The sequence below is a fragment of the Streptomyces sp. NPDC085932 genome (assembly GCF_044540525.1).
GTDB classification, from domain to species: domain Bacteria; phylum Actinomycetota; class Actinomycetes; order Streptomycetales; family Streptomycetaceae; genus Streptomyces; species Streptomyces levis.
Map to the genome: position 1 here is coordinate 1,889,416 of NZ_JBITSJ010000001.1, position 21,595 is coordinate 1,911,010.

General features: G+C 71.5%; 21 protein-coding genes. 13 read left to right on the top strand and 8 right to left on the bottom strand.

Annotated features, from left to right (window positions below; genetic code table 11):
* Positions 1-77 precede the first annotated feature (77 nt).
* Complete coding sequence (locus ACIGAQ_RS08095) at positions 78-1,043, top strand: AraC family transcriptional regulator (protein WP_399780078.1); 966 nt, start codon at positions 78-80, stop codon at positions 1,041-1,043.
* A gap of 84 nt (positions 1,044-1,127) precedes the next feature.
* Here ACIGAQ_RS08095 and ACIGAQ_RS08100 read toward each other — a convergent pair whose 3' ends face one another.
* Positions 1,128-2,537, bottom strand: coding sequence for an oxygenase MpaB family protein (locus ACIGAQ_RS08100; RefSeq protein ID WP_399780721.1), 1,410 nt, complete (start codon positions 2,535-2,537; stop codon positions 1,128-1,130).
* Between the two features lie 86 nt (positions 2,538-2,623).
* The gene (gene uppS, locus ACIGAQ_RS08105; protein WP_399780724.1) at positions 2,624-3,400 is read right to left on the bottom strand and encodes a polyprenyl diphosphate synthase; all 777 of its coding nucleotides are present in this window, start codon (positions 3,398-3,400) and stop codon (positions 2,624-2,626) included.
* 250 nt (positions 3,401-3,650) lie between these two features.
* Here uppS and ACIGAQ_RS08110 point away from each other — a divergent pair, with 250 nt between their 5' ends.
* The gene (locus ACIGAQ_RS08110; protein WP_399780081.1) at positions 3,651-4,388 is read left to right on the top strand and encodes a VOC family protein; all 738 of its coding nucleotides are present in this window, start codon (positions 3,651-3,653) and stop codon (positions 4,386-4,388) included.
* A 20-nt stretch (positions 4,389-4,408) separates the two neighbouring features.
* On the opposite strand, the gene ACIGAQ_RS08115 is transcribed toward ACIGAQ_RS08110, so the two are convergent.
* From ACIGAQ_RS08115 to ACIGAQ_RS08125, 3 genes are all read right to left on the bottom strand, one after another.
* On the bottom strand, positions 4,409-5,548 hold the full coding sequence (locus ACIGAQ_RS08115) for a GTP-binding protein (RefSeq protein ID WP_399780727.1): 1,140 nt from the start codon (positions 5,546-5,548) through the stop codon (positions 4,409-4,411).
* Between the two features lie 202 nt (positions 5,549-5,750).
* Positions 5,751-6,608, bottom strand: a complete 858-nt coding sequence (locus ACIGAQ_RS08120; RefSeq protein ID WP_399780083.1) for a class I SAM-dependent methyltransferase — start codon at positions 6,606-6,608, stop codon at positions 5,751-5,753.
* Positions 6,609-6,754: 146 nt separating this feature from the next.
* Positions 6,755-7,351: an XRE family transcriptional regulator gene (locus tag ACIGAQ_RS08125; protein ID WP_362285703.1), complete on the bottom strand. Its 597-nt coding sequence runs from the start codon at positions 7,349-7,351 to the stop codon at positions 6,755-6,757.
* 159 nt (positions 7,352-7,510) lie between these two features.
* Between ACIGAQ_RS08125 and ACIGAQ_RS08130 the strand changes: the two genes are divergently transcribed.
* The 4 genes from ACIGAQ_RS08130 (at position 7,511) to ACIGAQ_RS08145 (ending at position 11,695) form a co-directional block, all read left to right on the top strand.
* Positions 7,511-9,148 carry an MFS transporter gene (locus ACIGAQ_RS08130; RefSeq protein WP_399780086.1) on the top strand — a complete coding sequence of 546 codons (1,638 nt, stop codon included), beginning with the start codon at positions 7,511-7,513 and terminating at the stop codon, positions 9,146-9,148.
* Between the two features lie 174 nt (positions 9,149-9,322).
* Complete coding sequence (locus ACIGAQ_RS08135; RefSeq protein ID WP_399780089.1) at positions 9,323-9,859, top strand: AAA family ATPase; 537 nt, start codon at positions 9,323-9,325, stop codon at positions 9,857-9,859.
* 130 nt (positions 9,860-9,989) lie between these two features.
* Positions 9,990-10,394 carry a Rid family hydrolase gene (locus ACIGAQ_RS08140; RefSeq protein WP_399780092.1) on the top strand — a complete coding sequence of 135 codons (405 nt, stop codon included), beginning with the start codon at positions 9,990-9,992 and terminating at the stop codon, positions 10,392-10,394.
* Positions 10,395-10,567: 173 nt separating this feature from the next.
* Positions 10,568-11,695: a hypothetical protein gene (locus ACIGAQ_RS08145; RefSeq protein WP_399780095.1), complete on the top strand. Its 1,128-nt coding sequence runs from the start codon at positions 10,568-10,570 to the stop codon at positions 11,693-11,695.
* 183 nt (positions 11,696-11,878) lie between these two features.
* Here the strand turns inward: ACIGAQ_RS08145 and ACIGAQ_RS08150 are convergent, their stop codons facing one another.
* Together ACIGAQ_RS08150 and ACIGAQ_RS08155 are read right to left on the bottom strand one after the other, a co-directional pair.
* Positions 11,879-12,607 (bottom strand): hypothetical protein, encoded by a 729-nt coding sequence (locus ACIGAQ_RS08150; RefSeq protein ID WP_399780098.1) that lies wholly within the window; start codon positions 12,605-12,607, stop codon positions 11,879-11,881.
* Between the two features lie 85 nt (positions 12,608-12,692).
* On the bottom strand, positions 12,693-13,127 hold the full coding sequence (locus ACIGAQ_RS08155) for an Rrf2 family transcriptional regulator (protein ID WP_311685925.1): 435 nt from the start codon (positions 13,125-13,127) through the stop codon (positions 12,693-12,695).
* Between the two features lie 126 nt (positions 13,128-13,253).
* Here ACIGAQ_RS08155 and ACIGAQ_RS08160 point away from each other — a divergent pair, with 126 nt between their 5' ends.
* The gene (locus tag ACIGAQ_RS08160; RefSeq protein ID WP_399780101.1) at positions 13,254-14,003 is read left to right on the top strand and encodes an SDR family NAD(P)-dependent oxidoreductase; all 750 of its coding nucleotides are present in this window, start codon (positions 13,254-13,256) and stop codon (positions 14,001-14,003) included.
* Positions 14,004-14,217: 214 nt separating this feature from the next.
* Here the strand turns inward: ACIGAQ_RS08160 and ACIGAQ_RS08165 are convergent, their stop codons facing one another.
* Positions 14,218-14,814, bottom strand: a complete 597-nt coding sequence (locus ACIGAQ_RS08165; protein WP_399780104.1) for a TetR-like C-terminal domain-containing protein — start codon at positions 14,812-14,814, stop codon at positions 14,218-14,220.
* Positions 14,815-14,889: 75 nt separating this feature from the next.
* Here ACIGAQ_RS08165 and ACIGAQ_RS08170 point away from each other — a divergent pair, with 75 nt between their 5' ends.
* From ACIGAQ_RS08170 to ACIGAQ_RS08195, 6 genes are all read left to right on the top strand, one after another.
* Complete coding sequence (locus ACIGAQ_RS08170; protein WP_399780107.1) at positions 14,890-16,173, top strand: MFS transporter; 1,284 nt, start codon at positions 14,890-14,892, stop codon at positions 16,171-16,173.
* 64 nt (positions 16,174-16,237) lie between these two features.
* On the top strand, positions 16,238-17,299 hold the full coding sequence (locus ACIGAQ_RS08175) for a YihY/virulence factor BrkB family protein (RefSeq protein WP_311685917.1): 1,062 nt from the start codon (positions 16,238-16,240) through the stop codon (positions 17,297-17,299).
* 55 nt (positions 17,300-17,354) lie between these two features.
* Complete coding sequence (locus tag ACIGAQ_RS08180) at positions 17,355-17,861, top strand: hypothetical protein (protein WP_399780110.1); 507 nt, start codon at positions 17,355-17,357, stop codon at positions 17,859-17,861.
* A 142-nt stretch (positions 17,862-18,003) separates the two neighbouring features.
* Positions 18,004-20,361: a telomere-associated protein Tap gene (gene tap, locus ACIGAQ_RS08185; RefSeq protein WP_399780114.1), complete on the top strand. Its 2,358-nt coding sequence runs from the start codon at positions 18,004-18,006 to the stop codon at positions 20,359-20,361.
* 12 nt (positions 20,362-20,373) lie between these two features.
* Positions 20,374-20,931, top strand: a complete 558-nt coding sequence (tpg, locus tag ACIGAQ_RS08190; protein ID WP_399780117.1) for a telomere-protecting terminal protein Tpg — start codon at positions 20,374-20,376, stop codon at positions 20,929-20,931.
* 256 nt (positions 20,932-21,187) lie between these two features.
* Positions 21,188-21,448, top strand: a complete 261-nt coding sequence (locus ACIGAQ_RS08195) for a WhiB family transcriptional regulator (RefSeq protein ID WP_399780120.1) — start codon at positions 21,188-21,190, stop codon at positions 21,446-21,448.
* The last annotated feature ends 147 nt before the right edge of the window (positions 21,449-21,595 follow it).

A 21,595-nucleotide genomic window follows, 5' to 3' on the forward strand; every position in this document is an offset into this window, starting at 1 on the left:
TCGACGAGTCCAGTACAGCCGCGCTGCCGTAGATGATCCATGGGAGAAGCGCTCCAGAACATAGGGGATCGTCTACGGTGTCTTCCGTGGACCCACTGAGTTCGCTCCTGAGCGGCATCCGGGCCGAGGGATCGGTCGTCACCCATGCCGTACTGACCCAGCCCTGGACCATCCGCTTCGCCGACGACACGCCGCTCACGATGATCAGCGTGCTGCGCGGCGGCGGCACCCTCCTGCTGCCCGACGGGACCGCGCGCGAGGTCGGCGCGGGCGACACGGCCGTCGTGCGCGGCCCCGAACCGTTCCATCTCGCGGACGATCCGGCGACCGTGCACAACCCGCACGCCGCCTACGAGATCGCCTGCTTCACCACGGACACGACGTGCACCGCCGAGGAACTCGGAGGTATCCACTGGGGCACCGACTCCGAGGAGGCGACGGCACTGATCGTGGGCGCCTACCGCGCCTCCGGCCACCGCCACGAGCGGCTGCTGCGTGCCCTGCCGCCCGTCCTGGTGGTCGAGGAGGACGCCGAGGTCTGCGCCTGGCTGGAGACGGCCGCCGCCGACGCCGCCCAGCGCTCGGCCGGCTCGCAGGCGTTGATGGACCGGCTCCTGGACTGGGCGTTGGTGTGCACGCTGCGCAGCTGGTTCGACAAGGCGGGCGCCGAGGCGCCCAGTTGGTACCGGGGCCTCGCCGACCCGGTCCTCGCGCCCGCCCTGCAGGCCTTCCACGACCGGCCCGGCCGGACGTGGACGGTGGCCTCTCTGGCCGCCCGGTCCGGCGTCTCTCGGGCGTTGTTCGCCAAGCGCTTCACCCAGCTGATGGGCCGTCCACCCCTCGCCTACCTCACCGAATGCCGCTTGGACGAGGCCGCGGCCCTCCTGACCGACACCGACCTCACCATCGCCCGGATCGCCAGATCCGTCGGCTACGCCGACGCGTTCGGCTTCAGCGCGGCGTTCAAGCGGCACAAGGGCGTGAGCCCCAGCGCGTTCCGGCGCGGTCTCTCGCCGGACGCTCGGCCTCGTGGGGTCGGCTGAGCCAGGGACCGGTCGCGGCCGGGTGCTCCGGCGCACCCGGCCACGTGCCCGCCCGCAGTCCGCCGGGCGGCCGACGGACTGCGGTCACGCGTCGGCGAGGAGAGGGTCGTAGGGGGTGGTGCGCCGGCGTGCGGACATGAAGGACAGGAAGTCGTTGATGAACGCGCTGCGGCTGTAGGTTCCGTCGGCGTCGGGGGTGTCCCGGCGGAACCCGGTCCGGAACAGCGTCCGGTACTCCTCGGCGTCGATCCGCTCGTTGCCGTCCTTGTCGGTCACGTCGAACAGGACCTCGGCGACCCTGATCAGCGCGGGACCGGCGAGCGAGGGGACGGCGGCGGCGTACTCGTGGGCGCTGACACGGCCGTCTCCGTCGGTGTCCAGGGCCGCCTGCAGCTCCCGCCACCAGTCGGCGTAGGCGTTGTAGAGCCGGGTCTCCTCGGGCTCGTCCAGGTCGAGGCGGCTGGACATCTCACGGGCCATGGCGGCGAGGTCGGGCCAGGCCAGGTAGCCGTCCCCGGTCTGGTCGAGGACCTCCGCGAAGAACTCCTCCGCGCTGCGCTGTGCCGTGGTGGCCGCCGCGGGTTCCGGTTCCGGGGGGAGCGGCGTGAGGAGACGGATGAGGGCGCCGGCCCGCTTCATCTGCTCGCGCAGTGCGGCCATCGTCCTGGCGCGTGGATCGTCGCTGTCGGGGGAGAGCATCACCGTCTCGGCGATCCGGTCGGCCTGGATCCACCCTTCGGGCAGGAACCGGGCCAGTCCGGCCGCCAGGTACGCCCCCTGCATCAGGGTCTGGACACCGGCGATCTCGGGCAGACCGGCCCGCCGCCGGAAGGACTCCGGCAGGGACGCCACGGTGATCGCCCCGACGACGGGTCCGGCGACGGCCCGGCCGGTCGCCCACAGGGCCGGAAAGCCGTTCAGCAACGGAGGAGCGGGCAAGTGGTCGAAGAGCTTGTACAGGATGATCCGCATCGCCTCGGTGTTCTCCAGCTCCTCCGCGACCACCCGGTCGTAGTAGGGCCAGAACGCGTCGAGCGTGGGCGGCAGATGGCCGGGATCGTCGCCCATCGCGGCGTGGAACGCCTGGAACTCGGCGTACAGCTGCTCCATGGTCCCCTGTTCCAGGGGCTGTCCGCCGAGCCGGCACATGGTGACGGTGCTCTCGAACAAGGTCGCCACGACCCAGGCGCGCACCTCCGGGTCCCGCGCGTCGTAGGGACGGTCGCGGGCGTCGGTGCCGTGCAGGCGTGCGTGCATGCGATTGAGCCGGGTCGCCTCCCGCCGGCGCGCCTGGTCGTCGGGGCCGAACATGCGCCGCAGGCTCATGAAGGTGTTGCCCAGTCGCCGCCAGGGATGGACGACGAAGGTCGAGTTCTCGATCAGGGCCGCGCCGATCTGGGGGTGCGCGGCCTCCAGCACGGTGGCCCGGATCATGGCTAACGCCCAGCGCGGGTCGTTGAAGAGCCGGTGGAACTGTGAGCCGGGACCGAACAGGGGCTCTGCTGCCCCGGCGCGATCCCCGGTTCCGTCACCCCCCGGGCCGGCGCCGGCGGTGGGGGACTGGGAGTGGTCCGCTGTGGTCACGATCGGGGTTCTCCGTTCTGGTGCGGCAGCACGCCGCCGAAGCGGCGCTCGCGACGCCGGTAGGCGTCGATGCAGTCGAGGAAGTCGGGTGCGCGGAAGTCGGGCCACAGCGCCGGCGGGAAGATCCACTCGGCGTAGGCGACCTGCCAGAGCATGAAGTTGGAGATGCGCTGCTCACCGGAGGTGCGGATGACCAGGTCCACCTCGGGAGTGTCGGGGAAGGGGAGGTGAGCGGCGAAACTCTCCTCGGTCACGGCGTCGGCCGGTACGCCGCTGCGGATCAGCGACCGGGCGGCCTCGACGATGTCCCTGCGCCCGCCGTGGTCGAAGGCGACCGTCAGTGTCATTCCGCGGTTCCGCTCCGTCAGCGTCATCAGGTCGGCGATGTCCCGTCCCAGTGCGGGCGGGATGCGGGGGTCGGTCATGCCGAGGAAGCGGCAGCGGATGCCCCGCGCGTGCAGCAGCGGGGCGTGCTTGCGCACCACCCGGCGCACCAGGTGCATCAGGAAGGTGATCTCGCTGTCCGGCCGGCGCCAGTTCTCGGTGGAGAACGCGTACAGGCTGAGCCAGCCCACTCCGGCCGAGCGCGCTGCTTCGATGACGTCGATCATCGTCGTCTCCGCGGCACGGTGCCCCGCGGTGCGCGGCAGTGAACGTCGTGCCGCCCAGCGGCCGTTGCCGTCCATCACACACGCCACGTGCCGTGGCACCTCACGCGGCTCGGGCGCGGTCGTGCGCTCGGTGGCGAACGGAGAGGCGGGCGCCTCGCCCATGGCCCAGTCTTCTGTCATGCCCGCCCCCTCGGCTGCCCTGACGGACACCGTCCCCATGGCCGGAGACACCCTCCGGCGCCGCCACCGTCTTGCGATCACCACCAGACAGAGTGGCAGCGTCCGGCGCCGTGCGGTCCGCACATCCTGCGGATTCACGCTTGGTGCGTGTGTGCGAGCCGGCACGAGGCAGAGCGCGAGCCGAGCGGAAAAGAGCAGGATGCCGACGCGGGCAACCCGTAGGGTGCGCCGCATGACGCTGCAGCTTGTTCAGGTGAACTTCAAAGCCGGGGACGACTCGGCGCTCGGCCGGTTCTGGGCGCAGGTGCTCGGCTGGGGGGTCTCCAGCGAAGGCCCTGGAGTGACCAACCTGGAGCCCGTGGGTTTCGACTGGCCGGACCCGTCCGCCGTGTGTGTCGATCTCGTCCGGGTCCCGGATCCGGAGACGGTGAGGTACCGCGTCCACCTGGAGCTGGCCACCACCTCCGCCGCTCATCGGACGGAGCTGGTGGCCCGTCTGAAGGACCTCGGGGCGAGGCCCGTCGACGGGGGCCGGGCCGATGCGCCGTCCACGATGCTGGCCGACCCGGAAGGCAACGCGTTCATCGTCCTGGAACCCCGGGAGCTCTACCGGGACACCGGGCCCATCGCGGTCGTGGTCGTCGACTGCGCGGACCCGCGGGCCATGGCCGGGTTCTGGGGCGAGGCGATCGACTGGACCGTCCACGAACTGACCGACGACCGCGCCCTGCTGCGCTCGGTCAAGGGCGTCGGCCCGTACCTGGAGTTCCGCCGCACGCCGGAGGACGAGGTCGTGTGGACCCGCATCCATCTCGACGTCAGGCCCGACCCCGTGGAGGACCAGGCCGAGGAGGTCGCCCGGCTCGAAGCCCTCGGCGCGAGGCGCACCGACGTGGGCCAGGGGGACGTCCCCTGGGTCGTCCTGACCGACCCGGAGGGCAACGAGTTCTGCGTCCTCGGCAGGCACTGACCGGCAGCCACGCCTGCGGCTCAGTGCTGGTGCTCGTGTTCCGGGGCGCACACGTCCCCCGTGTCCCACGCCGGGAAGGGGTCGTCGGTCGGGGCCTGCTCGCCTTCGGCCGTCAGACACGCGGTCAGGGCGGCGCGCAGACCGGACTCCCGCAGCCCGACGCCGATGAACACCAGCTCCTGGGCGTGGGGTGCCTCGGCGTCACGGACCCCGGAGGGTTCGAAGCGGGCGACGGATCCGGCCTGTGACCACAGGCCGGTCACGCCCTCACGGCCGGCCAGCGTGAAGAAGCCCTTGGAACGCAGCACTCGACCGTACGTTCCGCTGTCCAGGGCCCCGGTGACGAAGTCCCACAGCCGCCCCGGGTGGAACGGCTCGGCGGCCCGGAAGACCAGGGAGGAGATGCCGTACTCCTCGGTCTCCGGTACGTGGTCGCCGTTGAGTTCCCTGACCCACCCCGGCGCCTGCTGCGCGCGCTCCAGGTCGAACCGCCCGGTCTCCAGAACGTCACGCACCCCGACCCGGCCGTACCGGGCGGGGATCAGACGGGCCGTCGGGTTCAGCCGGGCCAGCACTCCGCGCAGCCGGTCGGCGTCGGCCTCGCCGACCAGGTCCAGTTTGTTCAGCACCAGCACGTCGGCGAACTCCACCTGGTCGACCAGCAGGTCGCTCACGGTGCGTTCGTCGTCCTCGTAGGGAGCCAGGCCCCGTTCGGCCAGGTCGTCGCCGGTGCCCAGCTCGCGGAGGAAGTTGGCGGCGTCGACGACCGTCACCATGGTGTCCAGCCGGGCCACCTCGTCCAGGACGGCACCGTCGTCGCGGGCGAAGGCGAAGGTCGCTGCCACCGGCATGGGTTCGGAGATGCCGCTGGACTCGATCAGCAGGTAGTCGAAGCGACCGTCCCGGGCGAGCCGGTCGACCTCCTCCAGCAGATCGTCCCGCAGGGTGCAGCAGATGCAGCCGTTGGTCATCTCCACCAGCCGCTCCTCGGTCCGGGAGAGGGCCGCCTCACCGCCCCGCACCAGAGCGGCGTCGATGTTGACCTCGCTCATGTCGTTGACGATCACCGCCACGCGCAGGCCCTCTCGGTTGGTGAGGACATGGTTGAGCAGGGTCGTCTTGCCCGCGCTGAGGAAGCCGGACAGCACGGTGACGGGCAGACGTCGCGGGGCCGTCGCCGTCGGCCCGCCAAGGGCCTCGGCGTTGCTGGGAGACGTGTTGTGCCGGGGCACGGCCACGGGAGGAGCCTCTCGGTCGGGACTGGGATCACGGACGGCGTGGCGGCCTCGCCGGTGGGGCCTGCCTGGAAGGTCCAGGACAGTTTACGACAATGATTTTCATCTGCGATACGGCCCCCTCCGTTCAGGTGCGCCGGGCGGCCCAGACGGTGCGCCGTGTGCGTACGTTCAGGTCGTCGCGGCGCAGGACGCTGTGCGGTCCCTCGGTGTCCAGGAGTCGGTCCAGCGCTGTGAGGTCCTCGGGGGAGAGTTCCTGGGCGACCGCGGCGCGGATGCGTCGCAGGATGCCGAGGGCGTAGCGGCCGACGGCCTCGCTGCCCGTGCCGTCGATGTCGACGGCGAGGGTGCGTTCGCCTTCGACGGTGAAGCCGGCGGCGGTCAGCATCGGGCCCCATCGAGCCCCGCGGTAGGGCAGGTGCCGGGCCTGGAGGCGGTCGGCCGCAGCATGGACCCGCTCCTCCAGGCCGGGCCGCTCCTCGGGGGCGTCGTCGGGCAGGAAGCGGGGGTGGCCGGCCAGCTCGACGACGGCGAACAAGCCTCCGGGCGCGAGGGTCTCGCGGACGGTGCGCAGGGCGCGCTCGGGGTCGGCCATGTGGTGCATCGAGGCCGACGCCCAGACCAGGTCCGGTGAGCCCAGGTCGGGCCAGTCGGCTTCGTCGAGGTCGGCCTGCACGGTGTGCACGCGCTCGCGCAGGCCACCGGCGCAGGCCTTCGTGTGCAGGCGCCGGAGGTGTTCGGCCGACGCGTCGACGGCGGTGACGTGTGCCTCGGGGAAGCGGTCGAGAAGGGCGAAGGTACCCGCGCCCGTGCCGCACCCCAGATCGACGATGTGGCGTGGGTGGGCGCGCAGGGGCAGCCATGCGGTGATGGCCGCCGTGTGTCCGGCGAGCACCTCGGAGTCCAGGTCGAGGATCTCCGCCTGGCCGTCCCCTCCGTGCAGGGCGTGGTGGTGGTCATGGGTATGCGGGTGCGTGGTGTCCATGTCCGTGACCTTAGGGCGATCATGCGTCTACGGCACGAAGCCTCCCGGATTCGGCAAGGTGCTGGTCGGGGGCGTTGCCCGGCGCGCAAGACGGGGGTACCGCGCAGCCCGCCGGCCGCCCCGCCCGCTCTGCCCCCGCCGGCCGGTCATCCGGGCGTGCCGGGCGCGTCACCCCCGTCGCGCTGGTGGCCGCGGCGGGCGTCGCGGTCGAAGATGCCGAGGATCTCGCAGGGCCCGCCCGCGGTGCCGATCGCGTGCGGCATCATCGTGGGGAACTCGGCGGCCTGGTTCGTCTCCAGGCGGAAACGGCGGTGGCCGAGCATGAGGATCGCGGTGCCGGACAGGACGACGAGCCATTCGCGCCCCGGGTGGGCCCGCATCCGCGCCGGATTTTCGGGCGGCGGTTCGGTCATGCGCTGGCGCACCACGCTCATCCCTGGGTCGGCCTTGATGGTCCAGCGCATCTGCCCGTGGACGTTGTCGATCGTCGGGCTGGTGACCACGTCGTCGGTGTCCGTCTCCACGAGCTGATCCAGCGTGGTGTCCAGGGCGCGCGCGAGCGTGACCAACTGATCCAGGGCCAGCCGGCGCTGGCCGTTCTCGATGCGGCTCAGGGTGGACTGGCTGAGGTGGGCGCGGCCGGCCAGTTCCTCCAGGGACCAGCCCTGCGCCACGCGCAGAGCACGGATGCGTTTGCGTACGAGGCTGTCCAGCTCCCCACTGTCTTGCGTCATGAGCAACATCGTATGCCTCGGGTGCAAGGCGGGCTTAGCGTCGACCGCGGATGGCCCCGCCCGTCCGGGAGACGCCCGCGACTCCGGGGCCCCCTCCCCACCCCCCTTCGCCGGGCGACCGGCCGCGCTTCGGCGCCGCTCCGGCATGCCCCTGTCGAGAGGAAACCCATGAGTACGAACCAGTCCGCACAGGCCACGCGAGCCGACGGCGGAGGCGTCCTCGACGCGCGGCAGCTGCGCACGATCCTGATCGCCGTCTCTCTGGCCCTCATGGCGGTCATCGCCTCGGTCACCGGGCTGAATGTCGCGCAGACCCACATGGCCGTCGAGTTCGGCGCGTCCCAGAGCACGGTCCTGTGGATCATCAACATCTACACCCTTGCCCTGGCCGCGCTGCTGCTGCCGCTCGGCGCCGTCGGCGACCGGCTGGGCCGCAAGCCCATGCTCGTCGCGGGACTCGGAGTCTTCGGGATAGCGACCGTCGTCGCGGGCCTGGCCCCGACGGCGGAGGTGATGCTCGCGTCGCGCGTGGCGAGCGGTGTCGGCGCCGCGATGATCATGCCGATCACGCTCGCCGTCATCACCTCCACCTTCCCCGAGGAGCAGCGGGGCAAGGCGATCGGCGTGTGGACCGGTGTCGCCGGAGGCGGTGGTGTCCTGGGGATGTTCCTCTCCGCGCTCCTCGTCGACGTCGCCGACTGGCGTCTGCTGTTCGTCCTGCCGGGGGTCCTGGTGCTCGTGGCTCTGGCCATGACGGTGAAGTCGGTTCCCAACTCCCGCGAGAGGACGGCACACCGCTTCGACACCCTGGGCGCCCTCGTCTCCACGGTCGCCGTGGTCGGTGTCATCTTCGTCCTCCAGGAAGGCCCCGAACGCGGCTGGACCGCCCCCGAGACCCTGATCGGTCTCGCCGTGGGCCTCTGCGCCGCCGTCGGGTTCGGTGCCTGGGAACTGCGTCGCCGTGATGCCGCGCTGCTGGACGTGCGGCTGTTCCGCGAGCGGGCTCTGGCCTCCGGCTCGGTCACGCTCCTGGTGGTGTTCGGTGTGCAGGCGGGCATCGGCGTGGTCCTGTTCCCGTTCTTCCAGGCCGTGCTCGGCTGGTCGGGCCTGCTGTCCACGCTGGCGATGATGCCCATGGCCGTCACGATGATGGCGGCCTCCGGCCTGGCACCGAAGCTCGCGGTACGCCACGGCGCTCGCGCCACCATGCTGGTGGGCACGGCGACGGCCGGCCTCGGCATGGCGCTCATGGCCCTGTTCGTCTCCGTGGACGGCGGCTACCTGTCCGTCCTGCCCGGCCTGCTCGCCATGGGACTCGGCATGGGGTTGTCGATGACCCTGTCCACGCAGGCCATCACCGCTTCCCTGCCCCGCGCGAAGCAGGGCGTGGCCTCCGCGCTCAACGACGTCACCCGTGAACTGGGCACCGCACTCGGCGTGGCCCTGCTCGGCGCACTCGTGTCCGCCGGCTACCGCAGCGCCGTCGACGGAAGGCTGCACGGCATCCCGCAGGGGGTGGCGGACACCGCCCGGGAAGGCGTCGCCAACGCCGTCGAGGCGGCGGGCGGCACCGGCCCGCAGGCACCGGACCTGCTCCACGCGGCCCGGGAGTCGTTCGTCGACGGCTGGCAGCAGGCCATGTGGGCAGGCGTCGCCGTCATGGCCGTGCTGCTCGTCTACCTGGCCTTCCGGGGTCCCGCCGCCACGCCCCACGGGGCCCCGGACGAGGCGGAGACCACGGGGACCATGCAGACCACGGAGATGACGGAGACCACGGAGACCACGGAGACCACGGACGCCCGCTGACCGGACGGTCCGGAGCGAGGCGACGTTCCGCAACACCACAACGCTCCGGCGTGTTGCGGTGTTGCGGCTGCCGACGGCCTCCGCGACCGACCACACAACGTCGGCCCGGGCCAACTCGTCTGCCGGCTCGGGCCGATGGAGCGCGCCGGTGTCTCCGGCCGATAGCCTGACCCGGTGACGGTGGGCACCGAGGAAACCAGACTGATCGTGCTCCGCGGAAACAGCGCCTCGGGCAAATCGTCCGTCGCGGCCGGCCTGCGCGAGCGGTTCGGCCGCGGACTCGCCATCGTCGCCCAGGACAACATCCGCCGGATCGTGCTCCGCGAGCGCGACCGGCCCGACGCGGCGAACATCGGCCTGATCGACCTCACCGCCCGCTACGCCCTGGACGCCGGCTTCCACGTCGTGGTCGAAGGCATCCTCTACGCCGACCGCTACGGCGAGATGCTCGCGGCACTGAGCGCGGACCACCGCGGATCGACCCACGCCTACTACCTGGACGTGCCGTTCGACGAAACCCTCACCCGGCACGCGACCAAACCGATCGCCGACGAGGTGACCGAGACGCAACTGCGCGACTGGTACCGGCCGCGCGATCTGCTGCCCGGCGGCATGGAAACCGTGATCGGGGCCGACAGCACCCTCACCCGGACCGTCGACCGCATCATGCTCGACTCCGGCCTGGCCCACCTGCCCGCACTGGACCGTTGACAGGTCCCCGCGGCCGCCGCCGTGCCCGAGTGAGCAACTCGCCGTGCGCTCCTCGGCAATTCACTCCTCCTCGGTGCCCCTAACGTACGGGTCGACGTGGCAGCAGGATCGGACCCAAGGGAGCACCTTCATGACCGGGCGGACAGAGGAATTCAACTTCGGCGTGCCGTGGGAGTCTCTCTACGGATACAGCCAGGCGCTCCGGGTCCACGACACGGTGTACATCTCCGGGCAGCTGTCCCACGACGAGGACGGAACCTTCGTGGGCGCCGGCGATTTCGAGCTCCAGGTCAAGACGACGCTGGCCAACCTGGACACGGTACTGGCGCATTTCGGGGCCGAGCGAAGCCACGTCGTCCAGACGACGGTACTGGTCAGGAATCTGCGGGAGAACTTCGCGGCGACAGCGCGCCTCCACTCCGACTACTTCGGGCAGCACCGCCCCACCAGCACCGTCACCGGGGTTCCCGATCTCGCGCTGCCGGAGCAACTGGTCGAGATCGGTGCCCTCGTACGCCTCGACGCCGGGGCATGACCGGTCCTCGTTCCCGTCGGCGGTAGTCCGGCGACCGAGGGCTGGTGCCGAGGTGCGCGGTCTTCGACACTGGAGCGATGGGGAGAGGGAACGAGCGGGAGAAGGCGTCAACCGGATCCGTACAGGACGCTGTTCCGGCCTCCGCCGGGCAATCCGGCGGAGGCGGTGGCGCGTTGGCGGAGTGGGGGACGCGCACGGACCCCGAGGCGTACAGGCGGGAGCAGCGGGAGGGCATCCGCCGGTTGTTGCAGGAAGGGCGGCTGGGGGAGGTCCGGTCCATGGCCGCCGGCGGGGCGGTGGAGGCCAGAGCGCGGCTCGCCGAGTACTACGCCGAGCAGGGGGAGTGGGACGATCTCGCCTCGCTCTGGCCCGAGCGCCCCACTCCGCACCTGGTGACGTTGCTCCGCCTCGTGGTCGACCCTGGCGAGTTGCCACTCGAAGCCGCTGTGAAGGTGTGGCAGATCCGGTTGCTGGCCCACGAGGAGGAGGCCTTCCGCCACGTCGTCGACCAGCTCTACGAGCGGGGGCAGGCCGATCATGCCCTCGACGTGCTACGCGCCGCGGCCGGCACTCCGTCCGCCGAGCGGCGGCTGGACCCGGCGGAGTGGCACCTGGGAGTGCGGCTGCTGCTGCGTGTGGACCGGGTCGCCGAAGCCCTGGCCATGGCCGATGACGGCCCCACCCGGTCCTGGCTGGCGCCCCTCCTGGCCCGGCAGGGCCGCATCGACGCGCTGCGTTCCCTGATACGCCCGGGCGACACGGGCTTCGCCCGGCTCCTGGCCCGTACCCTCGCAGCGCACGGCCGGCTGGACGAGGGCATCGCCCTCCTGGTGCAGCGCATCGACGCCGACGAGGAGTACGCCTACGAGTGGGCCGTCGAACTGCTCGTGGAACTGGGCGAGACAGACCGGGCGTTGGAGCTGTACCGGCAGCGGGGCCGCGAGCACCGCTCCCCGGTCGATGCCTCCGACGCCCAGCTGGCCCGGCTCCTGGACGAGCAGGGACGCCACGAAGAGGCCATCGCCGTACTGCGCCGGCAAGGGGGCGCGCCGCGGCAACTGGCGGAGCTGCTCGCTGGTGTCGGCCGCATGGACGAGGCCATGGTGCTGCTCGACGCCGCCCAGGACGACAGAAGGTGGCAGTTCGTGACCGACGAGCTGGCCGAGCACCAGGCGGCTCTGCTCGCCCGGTACGGCAGGCTCCGCGAGCTGAGGGACCGCGCGGAGAACGGCCGCCCCGCGCACCGGGAGATCATGCGCTGCCACCTCACGCGCGCCCAGGAGGCCGCTGCGGGCCGGTGACCGCGGTCCGCGGGGCGGCGGACGCGGTCAACCTCCCTGCAACGCGGTGCCGTTGGGGGAGGCACTGTGGTGGCACCCGGGCCACACGCACGACGCCGCGCACGCCTGGCTGCGGGAAACCTCGGCGCGTGTCGGCGCGCGACTGTCCCAGCGCCCGACCTGACGCGTGGACACCCCACCCGCTCATTCCATGAACTTCGCGCTCCGTGACTCCGCCACACGCATCACCTCGCCCAGCTCCACGTCCGTCCACTGGGCACGATCGGCCCGCAGGGCTATGACGACGCCGTCGTGGAAGCTCACCAGGAGCTGACCGGCCGAGTCGCCGAGGCGCAACCAGTCGGACTTTCCGCCGTGGCCGCCGACGGCTCGCGCTTCGCAGCCCCGCAGGTGATCCCGATAGGCAGCCGCGAGCGCGTGCTGCTCGTCGGAGGGGGACGGGGCGAGCACGGTCTCCTGAAGAGTCCGCCCCCCGGCGGTATGGGTGACGTCACCCCAGGCGCGAACACCCGCGCCGGCCAGCTCCCGGCTCGTGGACGCCGCTGACGTGGTCCAGGGAAAGTCCGCCGACCGGCAGGATCCGACCGGAACGTCGGCAACCTTCGTACCGGACGCGCACGCCTTCAGGTCCAGTTCGACGACGATCGTCTGCTCCTGCGATCTCCCTCCCTGGGTCCAGACGCCCTCGGTCTGGAGCAACCCGGCTTGGTAGTAGGGCTCGTCATGAGCGCAGGCAGCGGGAGTGGGGGAGGGCGAAGACGTCACGCCGGCCGAGGCCGCTCGTCCCGTCTGCCGGCTGCCGCCGCAGCCGGCGAGAAGCAGGGCCACGCCGACGAGGGCCGCCGCCTTCCCGCACCCCGGGCGGGTGGCTCCGCCGGACGGCCGTCTTCGTGTGCCTCTGCTGAACGTCATCGCAGTCCTTCCTCGAAAAGCACATGTGTACCTGATCAAGGAACTGGGAGATCCGCGGAAGTGCCCCGCACCTGCTCACGGAGGGCTAGCGGGGTGTCGCGAGGACGTCCTGGAGTACGTCTTCGAGCGTGACCCGGGCCAGTTCGTGTCTCAGGGTCTGCTCGATGCCGTCGTAGACCCGCTGCATCGCCGGCTGGATGCCGTGGCCCACCACGCAGTTCTGGTCCGGCGTGGTGCGGTGCATCGCGAACAGGGGGCCGGATTCCACTGCCTCGTACACGTCGAGGAGGGTCATCGATCCCAGGTCGCGCGCCAGCGACCAGCCCGCTCCGACGCCCCGCCGTGATTCCACGAGCCCGGCCCTGCGCAGATCACCCAGGAGCCGTCTGATCACCACGGGGTTGGTGTTCGCGCTGGACGCGATCTGCTCGGAGGTGGCGACCTCATGGCCCTGACGTTGGTAGAGGCCGATCCAGGCCAGGGCGTGCGAGGCGATGGTGAGCCTGCTGTTGGCGCTCATGACCCTCCTCTGCGGACGCAACGCCTCATGTTACGACAGTGCTGTCGTAACAGTGAAGGTTGCAACAAGCAGTCGTAACAATTAGCGTTGCGACAGCAGGACTGATCGATCAACGAGGTGAGAAGAATGAGCAAGCCACTCACGGGCAAGGTCGCCCTGGTCACCGGGGGGTCACGAGGGCTGGGGGCCGCGACTGTGCGACTGCTCGCCGAGCAGGGCGCCGATGTCGCCTTCACCTATGTCAGCTCCGAGGAGAAGGCGCAGGTCGTCGTCGACGAGGTGCGCGGCAAGGGAGCGAACGCCGTCGCCCTCCGGTCCGACCAGGCGGACACGAGCCGGGCCCCGGCCCTGATCGACGACGTGGTCGCACACTTCGGCGGCCTGGACATCCTCGTCAACAACGCCGCGATCTCCGTGGCCGGCACGGTGGACGACCCGGACGCCGACACCGCTGCCCTGGACCGGATGCACGCCACCAACTACCTCGGCGTGATCGCCGTCATCCGCGCCGCCGCCCGAGTGCTGCGCACAGGTGGACGCATCATCACGGTGAGTTCCGGCCTGGGTTCCCGGGTCGGCGCCCCCGGCCTTGCCGACTACGCGGCGACCAAGTCCGGGATAGAGAGGTACACCATGGGTGTCGCACGCGACCTCGGGCCCCGGGGCATCACGGCCAACGTCGTGGAGGCCGGACTGATGGACGGTGGCATGCAGCCGCCGGACCCCGAAACCCTCAAGACCCTGCTCGGCTCGCTGTCCCTGCAGCGCATGGGGCACCCCGACGAGATCGCCGCGGCGATCGCCTTCCTGGCGAGTCCGGCCGCGTCGTACGTCACGGGCGCGGTGCTGGACGCCCACGGTGGCTACAACGCCTGAGCCACCGATTCCCGCTGCTTGATCCGCCGGTAGTCGTCGCGCAGGCCGACCCGGGGGATGCCGGGGCTCTGGGGGTGTCAGGGTCCGTGTCGCCGCCGGGGTGGGGCGCCGCGTCTTCGCCCGCCCCGGCGGCGCGGCGCCCCCGGCTGTCACGTCACCGGAGATCGGCGGGCCGGCTGTCGCGTCACCGGGTATCGGCGGGCCGGCTGTCGCGTCACCGGGTATCGGCGGGCCGACGTTCCGTCGAGGACGGCGCAAGCGTCGACAGGTATGAGGCGACGAGGTCACGGGCCCAGTCCGCCGAGGCGGGCTCGGAGGTGAAGATGGCGCGGTAGTGGAGCGGGCCGAGCAGGGAGTCGGCGGCGCTCTCCACCTCCGGTGCGGCTCCCCCTCGCTCGACTTCGTGCCGCAGGATGGCGCCCAGCTGGCGGTGCCGGTCCTCGACGCATGCGCAGCCGCCCGCCGGTCCGGTGGCGATGGTGGCCCGCATGAGGGCGAGGGTGTCCGGGTCCGCGACGTCGGTGGCGACGTCGGCCAGCCAGCGCTCCAGGTCGCCGGCGAGCGAGCCGGAGTCGGGGACCACCAGATCGTCGCTGAAGCGGCTGGTGGCGACATCGGTGAGCAGCTGGGCGGTCGAGCCCCAGCGCCGGTAGAGGGTCGTGGGATGCACGCCGGCGCGTGCGGCGACGGCCGGGAGCGTCAGCGTCTCGGCCTCCTCCTCTGCGAGGAGTTCCGCAACGGCGCGATGCACGGCGGCCCGGACCTTCGCGGAGCGACCGCCGGGGCGTACCTGGGTGGACGAGTCAGCCATGAGGAAATTATCGCACTGATCGTTGCGTTAGTGGTAGCGTCCTAACGCATCGATCACTGCTTTTGGAGTTGCCTCATGTCCGAGCCCGCGCCCTCGCCGCTCCAGCCGCCTCCGCCCGCGCCCGCGGGCACCACCGCGCTCGTTCCGGGGCGACGACGGCTGAGCCACCCGGTCGCCTTCGCCTCCCTCGCGGCCGTCTTCGTGCTGTTCATGGCCGCCTCCAGCGCGCCGTCCCCGCTCTACGTCGTCTACCAGGAGCAGTGGCACTTCTCGGCGATCACCCTCACCACCGTCTTCGCCGTGTACGTGCTGGGCATGATCGCGGCTCTCCTGGTGCTCGGCGCCCTCTCCGACCACCTCGGCCGCCGCCCGGTCCTGCTGTCCGCGATCGCCCTCGAAGCCGTCTCCATGGTCCTGTTCCTCACGGCGGGCAACGTCGCGGTGCTGCTGACCGCGAGACTGGTCCAGGGCATCGCCACAGGAGCAGCCATGACCACCCTGGGTGCCGCCCTGGCCGACCTCAACCCGGGCCACGCCCCGCACCGCGCGGGAATCGTCACCGGCACCGCGCCCACGTTCGGCCTGGCCCTCGGCTCGCTGGGCTGCGGTCTGCTCGTGGAGTACGAGCCGCACCCCACCCGGCTCGTCTACCTGCTCCTGCTGGCCGCACTGCTGGTCGCGGGCGCGATCCTCTCGGCGCTGCCCGAGACCTCACTGCGGCGTCCCGGCGCCGCCCGCTCCCTCCAGCCCCGCCTCCGGATCGCGCCGCACCTGCGAGCGGACCTCCTCAGCCTCGTGCCGATCCTTGTCGCCAGCTGGGCGCTCGGCGGCCTCTACCTCTCCCTGGGCCCGTCCGTCGCAGCCGGCCTGTTCGGCCTGTCCAGCCACGTCGTCGGTGGACTCGTGGTCACACTGCTGACCGGTCCGGCCTTCCTCACCGCTCTCGCCCTGCGCGGCTGGCCGGTCGGACGCACCCTCGCCGTCAGCGCCGGCCTGCTGCTCACCGGAACGGCCGTCGCCCTGGCCGGTGTTCAGGAGCACTCCCTGGTCGCGGCCGCGCTCGGCACCGCGATCGCGGGTGTCGGCTTCGGGGGCTCCGCGCTGGCCAGCTTCGGCACCCTGGCGCGCATAGCCCGGCCGGCCGAGCGCAGCGAACTCTTCTCCGTGGCCTTCGTCATCTCCTACCTGTCCTTCAGCATCCCCGCGGTCATCGCCGGAGTTGCCACCACGCACGCCGGCCTCCAGCCGACGTTCGTGGTCTACGCGGCGACCGTCGCGGTGCTGTGTGCGCTCGCCCTGCTCGCCCAGCGCCTGCGCACCGCCCGCACCGCGGCGACCGTGACCGGCACCCGCGGGTGACGTACCGACACCGGCGAACCGGCCGGCAGGGCTTGAGCCGGCGGCGCCGGGTTACCCCCCTTCCATGGTGAAGCTGCAGTTTCCAGGGCGGAAAGACCGTGACGAGGAGCCGGGGCCGGCTTCCGGGGCTCCGGAGCCGGACGAGGTGGGGCCGGACCGCGAGGTGGAGGAGGCGGCGCCGGACGCGCCGACGAAGCTGCCGAAGCGGGCTTGGGTGCAGGTGCTCAAGGGCAGTGTGAAGGAGTTCAAGGACGACGAGCTGACCGACCGAGCCGCGGCGCTGACGTACTACGGTGTGCTGTCGCTGTTCCCGGCGCTGCTGGTGCTGGTCTCCCTGCTGGGGATCGCGGGGGAGTCGGCCACCGACAAGGTGCTGGACAACCTCAAGCAGCTCACGCCGGGCTCCGCCCGGGACATCATCACGCGAGCGGTGGAGCAGTTGCAGGGCAACGCGGGCACCGGCTCGGTCGTCGCCGTGGCCGGCCTGGTGCTGGCGGTGTGGTCGGCCTCCGGCTATGTCGCGGCGTTCATCCGCACCGCCAACGCCGTCTACGACATGCCCGAGGGCCGGCCGGTGTGGAAGGTGCTCCCGGTGCGCGTGGCGGTGACCGTGGTGCTGATGGTCCTGGCCGTGGTCAGCGCGCTGATCGTCGTGTTCACCGGCGGTATCGCCCAACAGGCCGGGCAGGCCCTGGGGATCGGGGACACGGTGCTGACGGTGTGGTCGATCGCGAAGTGGCCGGTGCTGGTGCTGCTGGTCACGGTGATGATCGCGATCCTGTACTGGGCGTGCCCCAACGCCAAGGTGAAGGGCTTCCGCTGGGTCACCCCGGGCAGCTTCCTGGCCCTGGTGATCTGGATGGCGGCCTCCGCCGGATTCGCGTTCTACGTCGCCAACTTCGCCTCCTACAACAAGACGTACGGCACGATGGCCGGCGTCATCGTCTTCCTGGTGTGGTTGTGGATCAGCAACCTGGCGATCCTGCTGGGCCTGCAGTTCGACGCCGAGACAGTCCGGCAGCGAGCCGTCGCCGGCGGCCACCCGCCGGAGGCCGAGCCCTACACGCAGCCCCGCGACACCACCACGTGGGACGAGAACGACCTGCGCCGCCTGGACGACAACTGACCTGAGCCTTCGAATCGGGATGCGGTGGTCCAGCGGAGCGTCACATACTCACCGCATGGCTCCGACCTCACGGCGGTTTCGAGATCCGCGCAGCACGGAGTACGACTTCATCGGTCTGATCATCGTGCGGTGCCCCGCGTGCCAGAAGGCCGCCCGGGTCGTTCCAGCGCCCCAGGACCCCGGTCCGGGCGGCCGCATCCTGTTCAGGCCGCGTCGCCTGATCTGTCGCGCGTGTGGACTGTCACGGGTGTGGAGCGGCCGCCGTGTCTCCCTCACGGCCGGCACAGCGGCACCGGTGACGGACCCGTACTTCGGGATGCCGCTGTGGCTCCAGGTCGAGACCCGGCACGGGTGGTTGTGGGCGTACAACCTCGAACACCTCGACTTGATCCGCCGCTTCGTCCAGGCATCGCTGAGGGAGCGCGCACCCTGGTACGACACCGGGCAGAACATGACGTTGGTGGCCCGCCTCCCGGCGTGGATGAAGGCAGCGAAGAACCGAGACGAGATCTCGCGTGCCGTCGGTCGTCTCCACACCCGGGTCGCGTGCCGGCCGACCTGACGTGGCAGAGCGGAACCCGGTTCCCACTCCTGCTGGTCCCAGGTCAGACCTCGCCCCGTACGGTCATCCGCACGCGACCCGTGCGGCCGATGTACGCGCCCCGTACGGTTGCCGCGATAGGGTGGTCGGCAGGAGGTGTTCCATGTCCGAGTTGTTCGACGCCGTCGACGCGCTGGTGGCCTCCCGTGCCCCACTGCCGCCGGTGGAGGAGCGCAAGCGTCTGCGCCAGGCTCATGGTCTGACCCTGGACGAGGTGGCTGCCGCGCTGAAGGTGCGCCGGGCCACGGTCTCCGGCTGGGAGTCGGTGAAGAAGCCGGTCGAGCCGCGCGGACCGGAGCGGGAGGCATACGCCCGACTGCTGAACAAGCTCGCGGAGCTCTACCCGGCGCCCGCCCTGCCCGTCCCGCCCGCTGTGCCACCGGCGACGGCCGGCAGCCGGCCCGACCCCGCGGAGCAGCCCCCGTCTCCGGGCTCGGCCATGGACACCGCCCCCAGGGGGGGAAGGGGAAGCGCTCAGGCCGTCCCCGGGCCTGCCCGTGAGAACGCGCAGACCGGCCCCACAGCCGTCGCCCCGGCTGAACCGGCTGAACCGGCGGGACCGGCTGAACCACCGGCTGAACCGGCTGAACCGGCGGGACCGGCGGGACCGGCTGAACCGGCCCGACCGGCCGCGCACCGCCCGCCGGACACCGCCGGCAGGGCGTCGGCGCCACGCCGCCCCGCAGCCCGAAAGGCCGCCCCGGCCTGTTCCCCGGCGGGCAGCACCGACCCTCGTTTCGAGAACGGCCCGCTCGCGGTGGTCGACGTCGACAGCGACGGCAACGTCCTGGCGTACTGCACCGGCGGCCTGGTCCTGGACGTGCACGCCAAGAGCCTCCCGGCCCTCGTGGAGTGGACTCTCACAGTGGCGAGGCTCGGCCAGCCCAGGCTGTCCGGTCCCGGCAAGGACGCCGACCCGCTGCTCGTCCTCACCGAAGCCGCTCTGAAGCGCTACGGCCTCCCGGTCACCCTCACGGACGAGGAGCGGCACGCCGGGCGGATCCCGGAAGGCCACAAGGTCGTCAAGCAGTTGGTGCGTGCGGAGTGGAAGCTCACGAAGCGCGGGTTCGGCCCGTGGGCGCGGATCTACCGCCCGGCCACCGGCTCGGAGCGGGCGTGCGTGCAACTGTGCATCCCGTCCTGGCACGCCCTCGACTCCCGCCACTGGGGCAACGCCGCCGAGCTCCCGCCGGCCGAACTGGCCCGGGTCCTGGGCGTGTACGCCTCGCGGGTCATGACACCGCGCGGCTCCACCGCCGTCACCGGCCTGGAGTTGATGACCGCGCTGCACCCGCCGACCCGCGCCTCCGAACCGGATGCCGACGGCCACCGGCACTCCGAGCACAACCCCGGCTCCCTCGGCAGGGACCCGGTCGACTGCGCTCCGTGCGAGGCCCCGGACGGGCACCCGCTCCTGGCGGACCTCCCGCGCTTCCACGTCCGCGGTCCCGACGAGAAGCTGTTCGAGGAGGCCTACGACTGGGCACGGCCGATGACCGACGACGAATGCACCCTGCGGCACCTCGTCGGCATCGACGTGAACATGGCCTTCGCCGCCGGCGCCAACGGCCTCAACGTCGGCCTGGGCGAGCCCACGCACGTCGAGCAGCCGGTGTTCGACGCAAAGCTGCCCGGCTCCTGGCTGGTCGACCTCTCCCACGTCGACCTGTCGAAGGTGAGGATCGGCAAGGACAAGTGGGCCGAGCTGGACGCCGGCCTGCTGCCCAGCCCGTTCACGCCGAAGGGCGAGCGCCCCGAGGGCCCGGCCTGGTACGCGACCCCCACCGTCGCCTACGCCCAGGAGCTCGGATACGAAGTGCGGCCGATCGAGGCGTACGTCCGCTACGAGAGCGGCCGCTACCTGGACGGCTGGTACCAGCGCCTGCGCGACGCCTACCTGGCCACGATGGCCGACCTCGGCGTGCACGCGGACATGGAGCCGGCCGCTTTCCTGGCGGCCATGGACGGTTACCGACGACGCGACCCGGAGCTGGCGATCGTCGTCTCGGCGATCAAGGCCACGGTCAAGGGCGGCCTGGGCAAGCTGCGCGAACGCCCCCGCGGCGAGGGCTGGCGGCCCGGCCGGCCCTGGCGTGCGCTGTCCCGCCCGACGTGGCGGCCGGACATCCGAGCGGCGGTCATCTCCCGCACGCGCGTCAACCTCCACCGCAAGATCGTCAAGCACGCGGCGTTCACCGGCCAGTACCCGATCGCGATCCTCTCCGACTGCGTCGTGTACGCGGCCGACGGCGCATCACCCCTCGATTTCCTGCCCTACCGGGACGGCAAGCCGCTGCCCGGCGGCTTCAAGCTCGGCGTCAACCCCGGCCTGGTGAAGCATGAAGGCACGCAGAGCGTCCTGTGGGGCGAGGAGGTCCGCGAGCGCTTCGACGCTCCGGAGCTCAACCTCGCCCGCTACATCAAGGACGGCACCGTCACCGACATCGACAACGGCGAGTAGGGAAGAGCGACGATGAGCCTGTTCGGTGACGGCCTGGAGGCCGCGGTGCAGAAGGCCTTCACCCGCCCGGCACCAAAGACCGCGCCCGCTCAGATGCGCTACCTGGTCAAACAGCTCAAGAGCACCGGAGCGGTCGCGCAGATGCTCCGCGTCTCCCAGCGCACCGTCGAACGCTACGTGAAGAACCAGATCAAGAAACCGCGCCCGGACCTCGCCGCCCGGCTGGAGCGCGAGGTGGCCAGGCGGTGGCAGCCGCAGGTCCGTGCCAGGGCGAGACAGAGAGCGGCGACGACCGGGGGCATCGTCATCGACACGCGCGCCCGCATCGGCTACACCGCCCCGGTCGGCACGACCGACGACGCCCGGCTGAGACACCTGACCGTCGCGCTGCCGCCGCAGTACGCCGCCCGCCTCTTCGACGCCCAGCAGGCGGGCGCCGGCGACCAGCAGCTGCAGCAGATCGCCGCCGAAGGCCTCAAGGAGATGTACTTCCAGGACGGCGGCCGCCGCGCCGGCTCCCTGGAGGAGATCCGCTTCACCGACATCGAGCACATCGAGTTCGACCTGTAACGCGCCCGCGCGGCCCCCGTGCCCCCGGGCCTGCCCCGGAACATGCCCAGCATCCCCGCCCCCTCAAGCAGTCGTACCAGGCGATCGTAGGGGCGAGGTTTGCGGAGGGGCCCGAGTGCAGGGCTCGTATGCCCGGAAAATACGGGTATGGCCACCAGGTCATCTCCGGCATTAGCATGGCGCTCACCTCTGCCGGGACCGCGGCTCGTGCTGCCGCGGCGACACCGACGTGCCGGTCGGCTGCTGGAGGTGCGGTATGGCGCGCTCACTCGCGTCCTGGAATGTTGATATCGGCTGGCACGCGCAGGCGTTGTGCGTGGGCGAGGACCCCGAGCTGTTCTTCCCCCTGGTGGAGACGGCAGCGGCCACAGCCCCGGCCCGCGCGGTGTGCAGACGCTGCCCGGTGCTGATCGACTGCCGCGACTGGGCCGTCCACAACGGCGAGACGGACGGCGTCTGGGGCGCCACTACCCCCAGTCAGCGCCGGGCACTCCGGCGCGCCGTCCTGGACAGCTGACCGGCAGCGGCGCGATCTCGCCCCGCATCCTGCGCTCGCCCATCCGCCCCGCGGCGACCTGGGGTTCTCCCCACCCCTCACGGGCCCGCTGGCCCGGCCCCCGACAGGCCCGCTGACCGGATGGATCAACTCCTCTTGATCGCGAAG

What these genes read in the sequence shown, in the direction of transcription:
- tap (WP_399780114.1), top strand. Translation starts at nt 18,004, where the DNA reads ATGTCCGAGTTGTTCGACGCCGTCGACGCGCTGGTGGCCTCCCGTGCC.
- uppS (WP_399780724.1), bottom strand. Translation starts at nt 3,400, where the DNA reads ATGGGCGAGGCGCCCGCCTCTCCGTTCGCCACCGAGCGCACGACCGCG.
- ACIGAQ_RS08130 (WP_399780086.1), top strand. Translation starts at nt 7,511, where the DNA reads ATGAGTACGAACCAGTCCGCACAGGCCACGCGAGCCGACGGCGGAGGC.
- ACIGAQ_RS08165 (WP_399780104.1), bottom strand. Translation starts at nt 14,814, where the DNA reads ATGGCTGACTCGTCCACCCAGGTACGCCCCGGCGGTCGCTCCGCGAAG.
- ACIGAQ_RS08140 (WP_399780092.1), top strand. Translation starts at nt 9,990, where the DNA reads ATGACCGGGCGGACAGAGGAATTCAACTTCGGCGTGCCGTGGGAGTCT.
- tpg (WP_399780117.1), top strand. Translation starts at nt 20,374, where the DNA reads ATGAGCCTGTTCGGTGACGGCCTGGAGGCCGCGGTGCAGAAGGCCTTC.
- ACIGAQ_RS08120 (WP_399780083.1), bottom strand. Translation starts at nt 6,608, where the DNA reads ATGGACACCACGCACCCGCATACCCATGACCACCACCACGCCCTGCAC.
- ACIGAQ_RS08110 (WP_399780081.1), top strand. Translation starts at nt 3,651, where the DNA reads ATGACGCTGCAGCTTGTTCAGGTGAACTTCAAAGCCGGGGACGACTCG.
- ACIGAQ_RS08170 (WP_399780107.1), top strand. Translation starts at nt 14,890, where the DNA reads ATGTCCGAGCCCGCGCCCTCGCCGCTCCAGCCGCCTCCGCCCGCGCCC.
- ACIGAQ_RS08150 (WP_399780098.1), bottom strand. Translation starts at nt 12,607, where the DNA reads ATGACGTTCAGCAGAGGCACACGAAGACGGCCGTCCGGCGGAGCCACC.
- ACIGAQ_RS08125 (WP_362285703.1), bottom strand. Translation starts at nt 7,351, where the DNA reads ATGTTGCTCATGACGCAAGACAGTGGGGAGCTGGACAGCCTCGTACGC.
- ACIGAQ_RS08175 (WP_311685917.1), top strand. Translation starts at nt 16,238, where the DNA reads ATGGTGAAGCTGCAGTTTCCAGGGCGGAAAGACCGTGACGAGGAGCCG.
- ACIGAQ_RS08155 (WP_311685925.1), bottom strand. Translation starts at nt 13,127, where the DNA reads ATGAGCGCCAACAGCAGGCTCACCATCGCCTCGCACGCCCTGGCCTGG.
- ACIGAQ_RS08195 (WP_399780120.1), top strand. Translation starts at nt 21,188, where the DNA reads ATGGCGCGCTCACTCGCGTCCTGGAATGTTGATATCGGCTGGCACGCG.
- ACIGAQ_RS08180 (WP_399780110.1), top strand. Translation starts at nt 17,355, where the DNA reads ATGGCTCCGACCTCACGGCGGTTTCGAGATCCGCGCAGCACGGAGTAC.
- ACIGAQ_RS08160 (WP_399780101.1), top strand. Translation starts at nt 13,254, where the DNA reads ATGAGCAAGCCACTCACGGGCAAGGTCGCCCTGGTCACCGGGGGGTCA.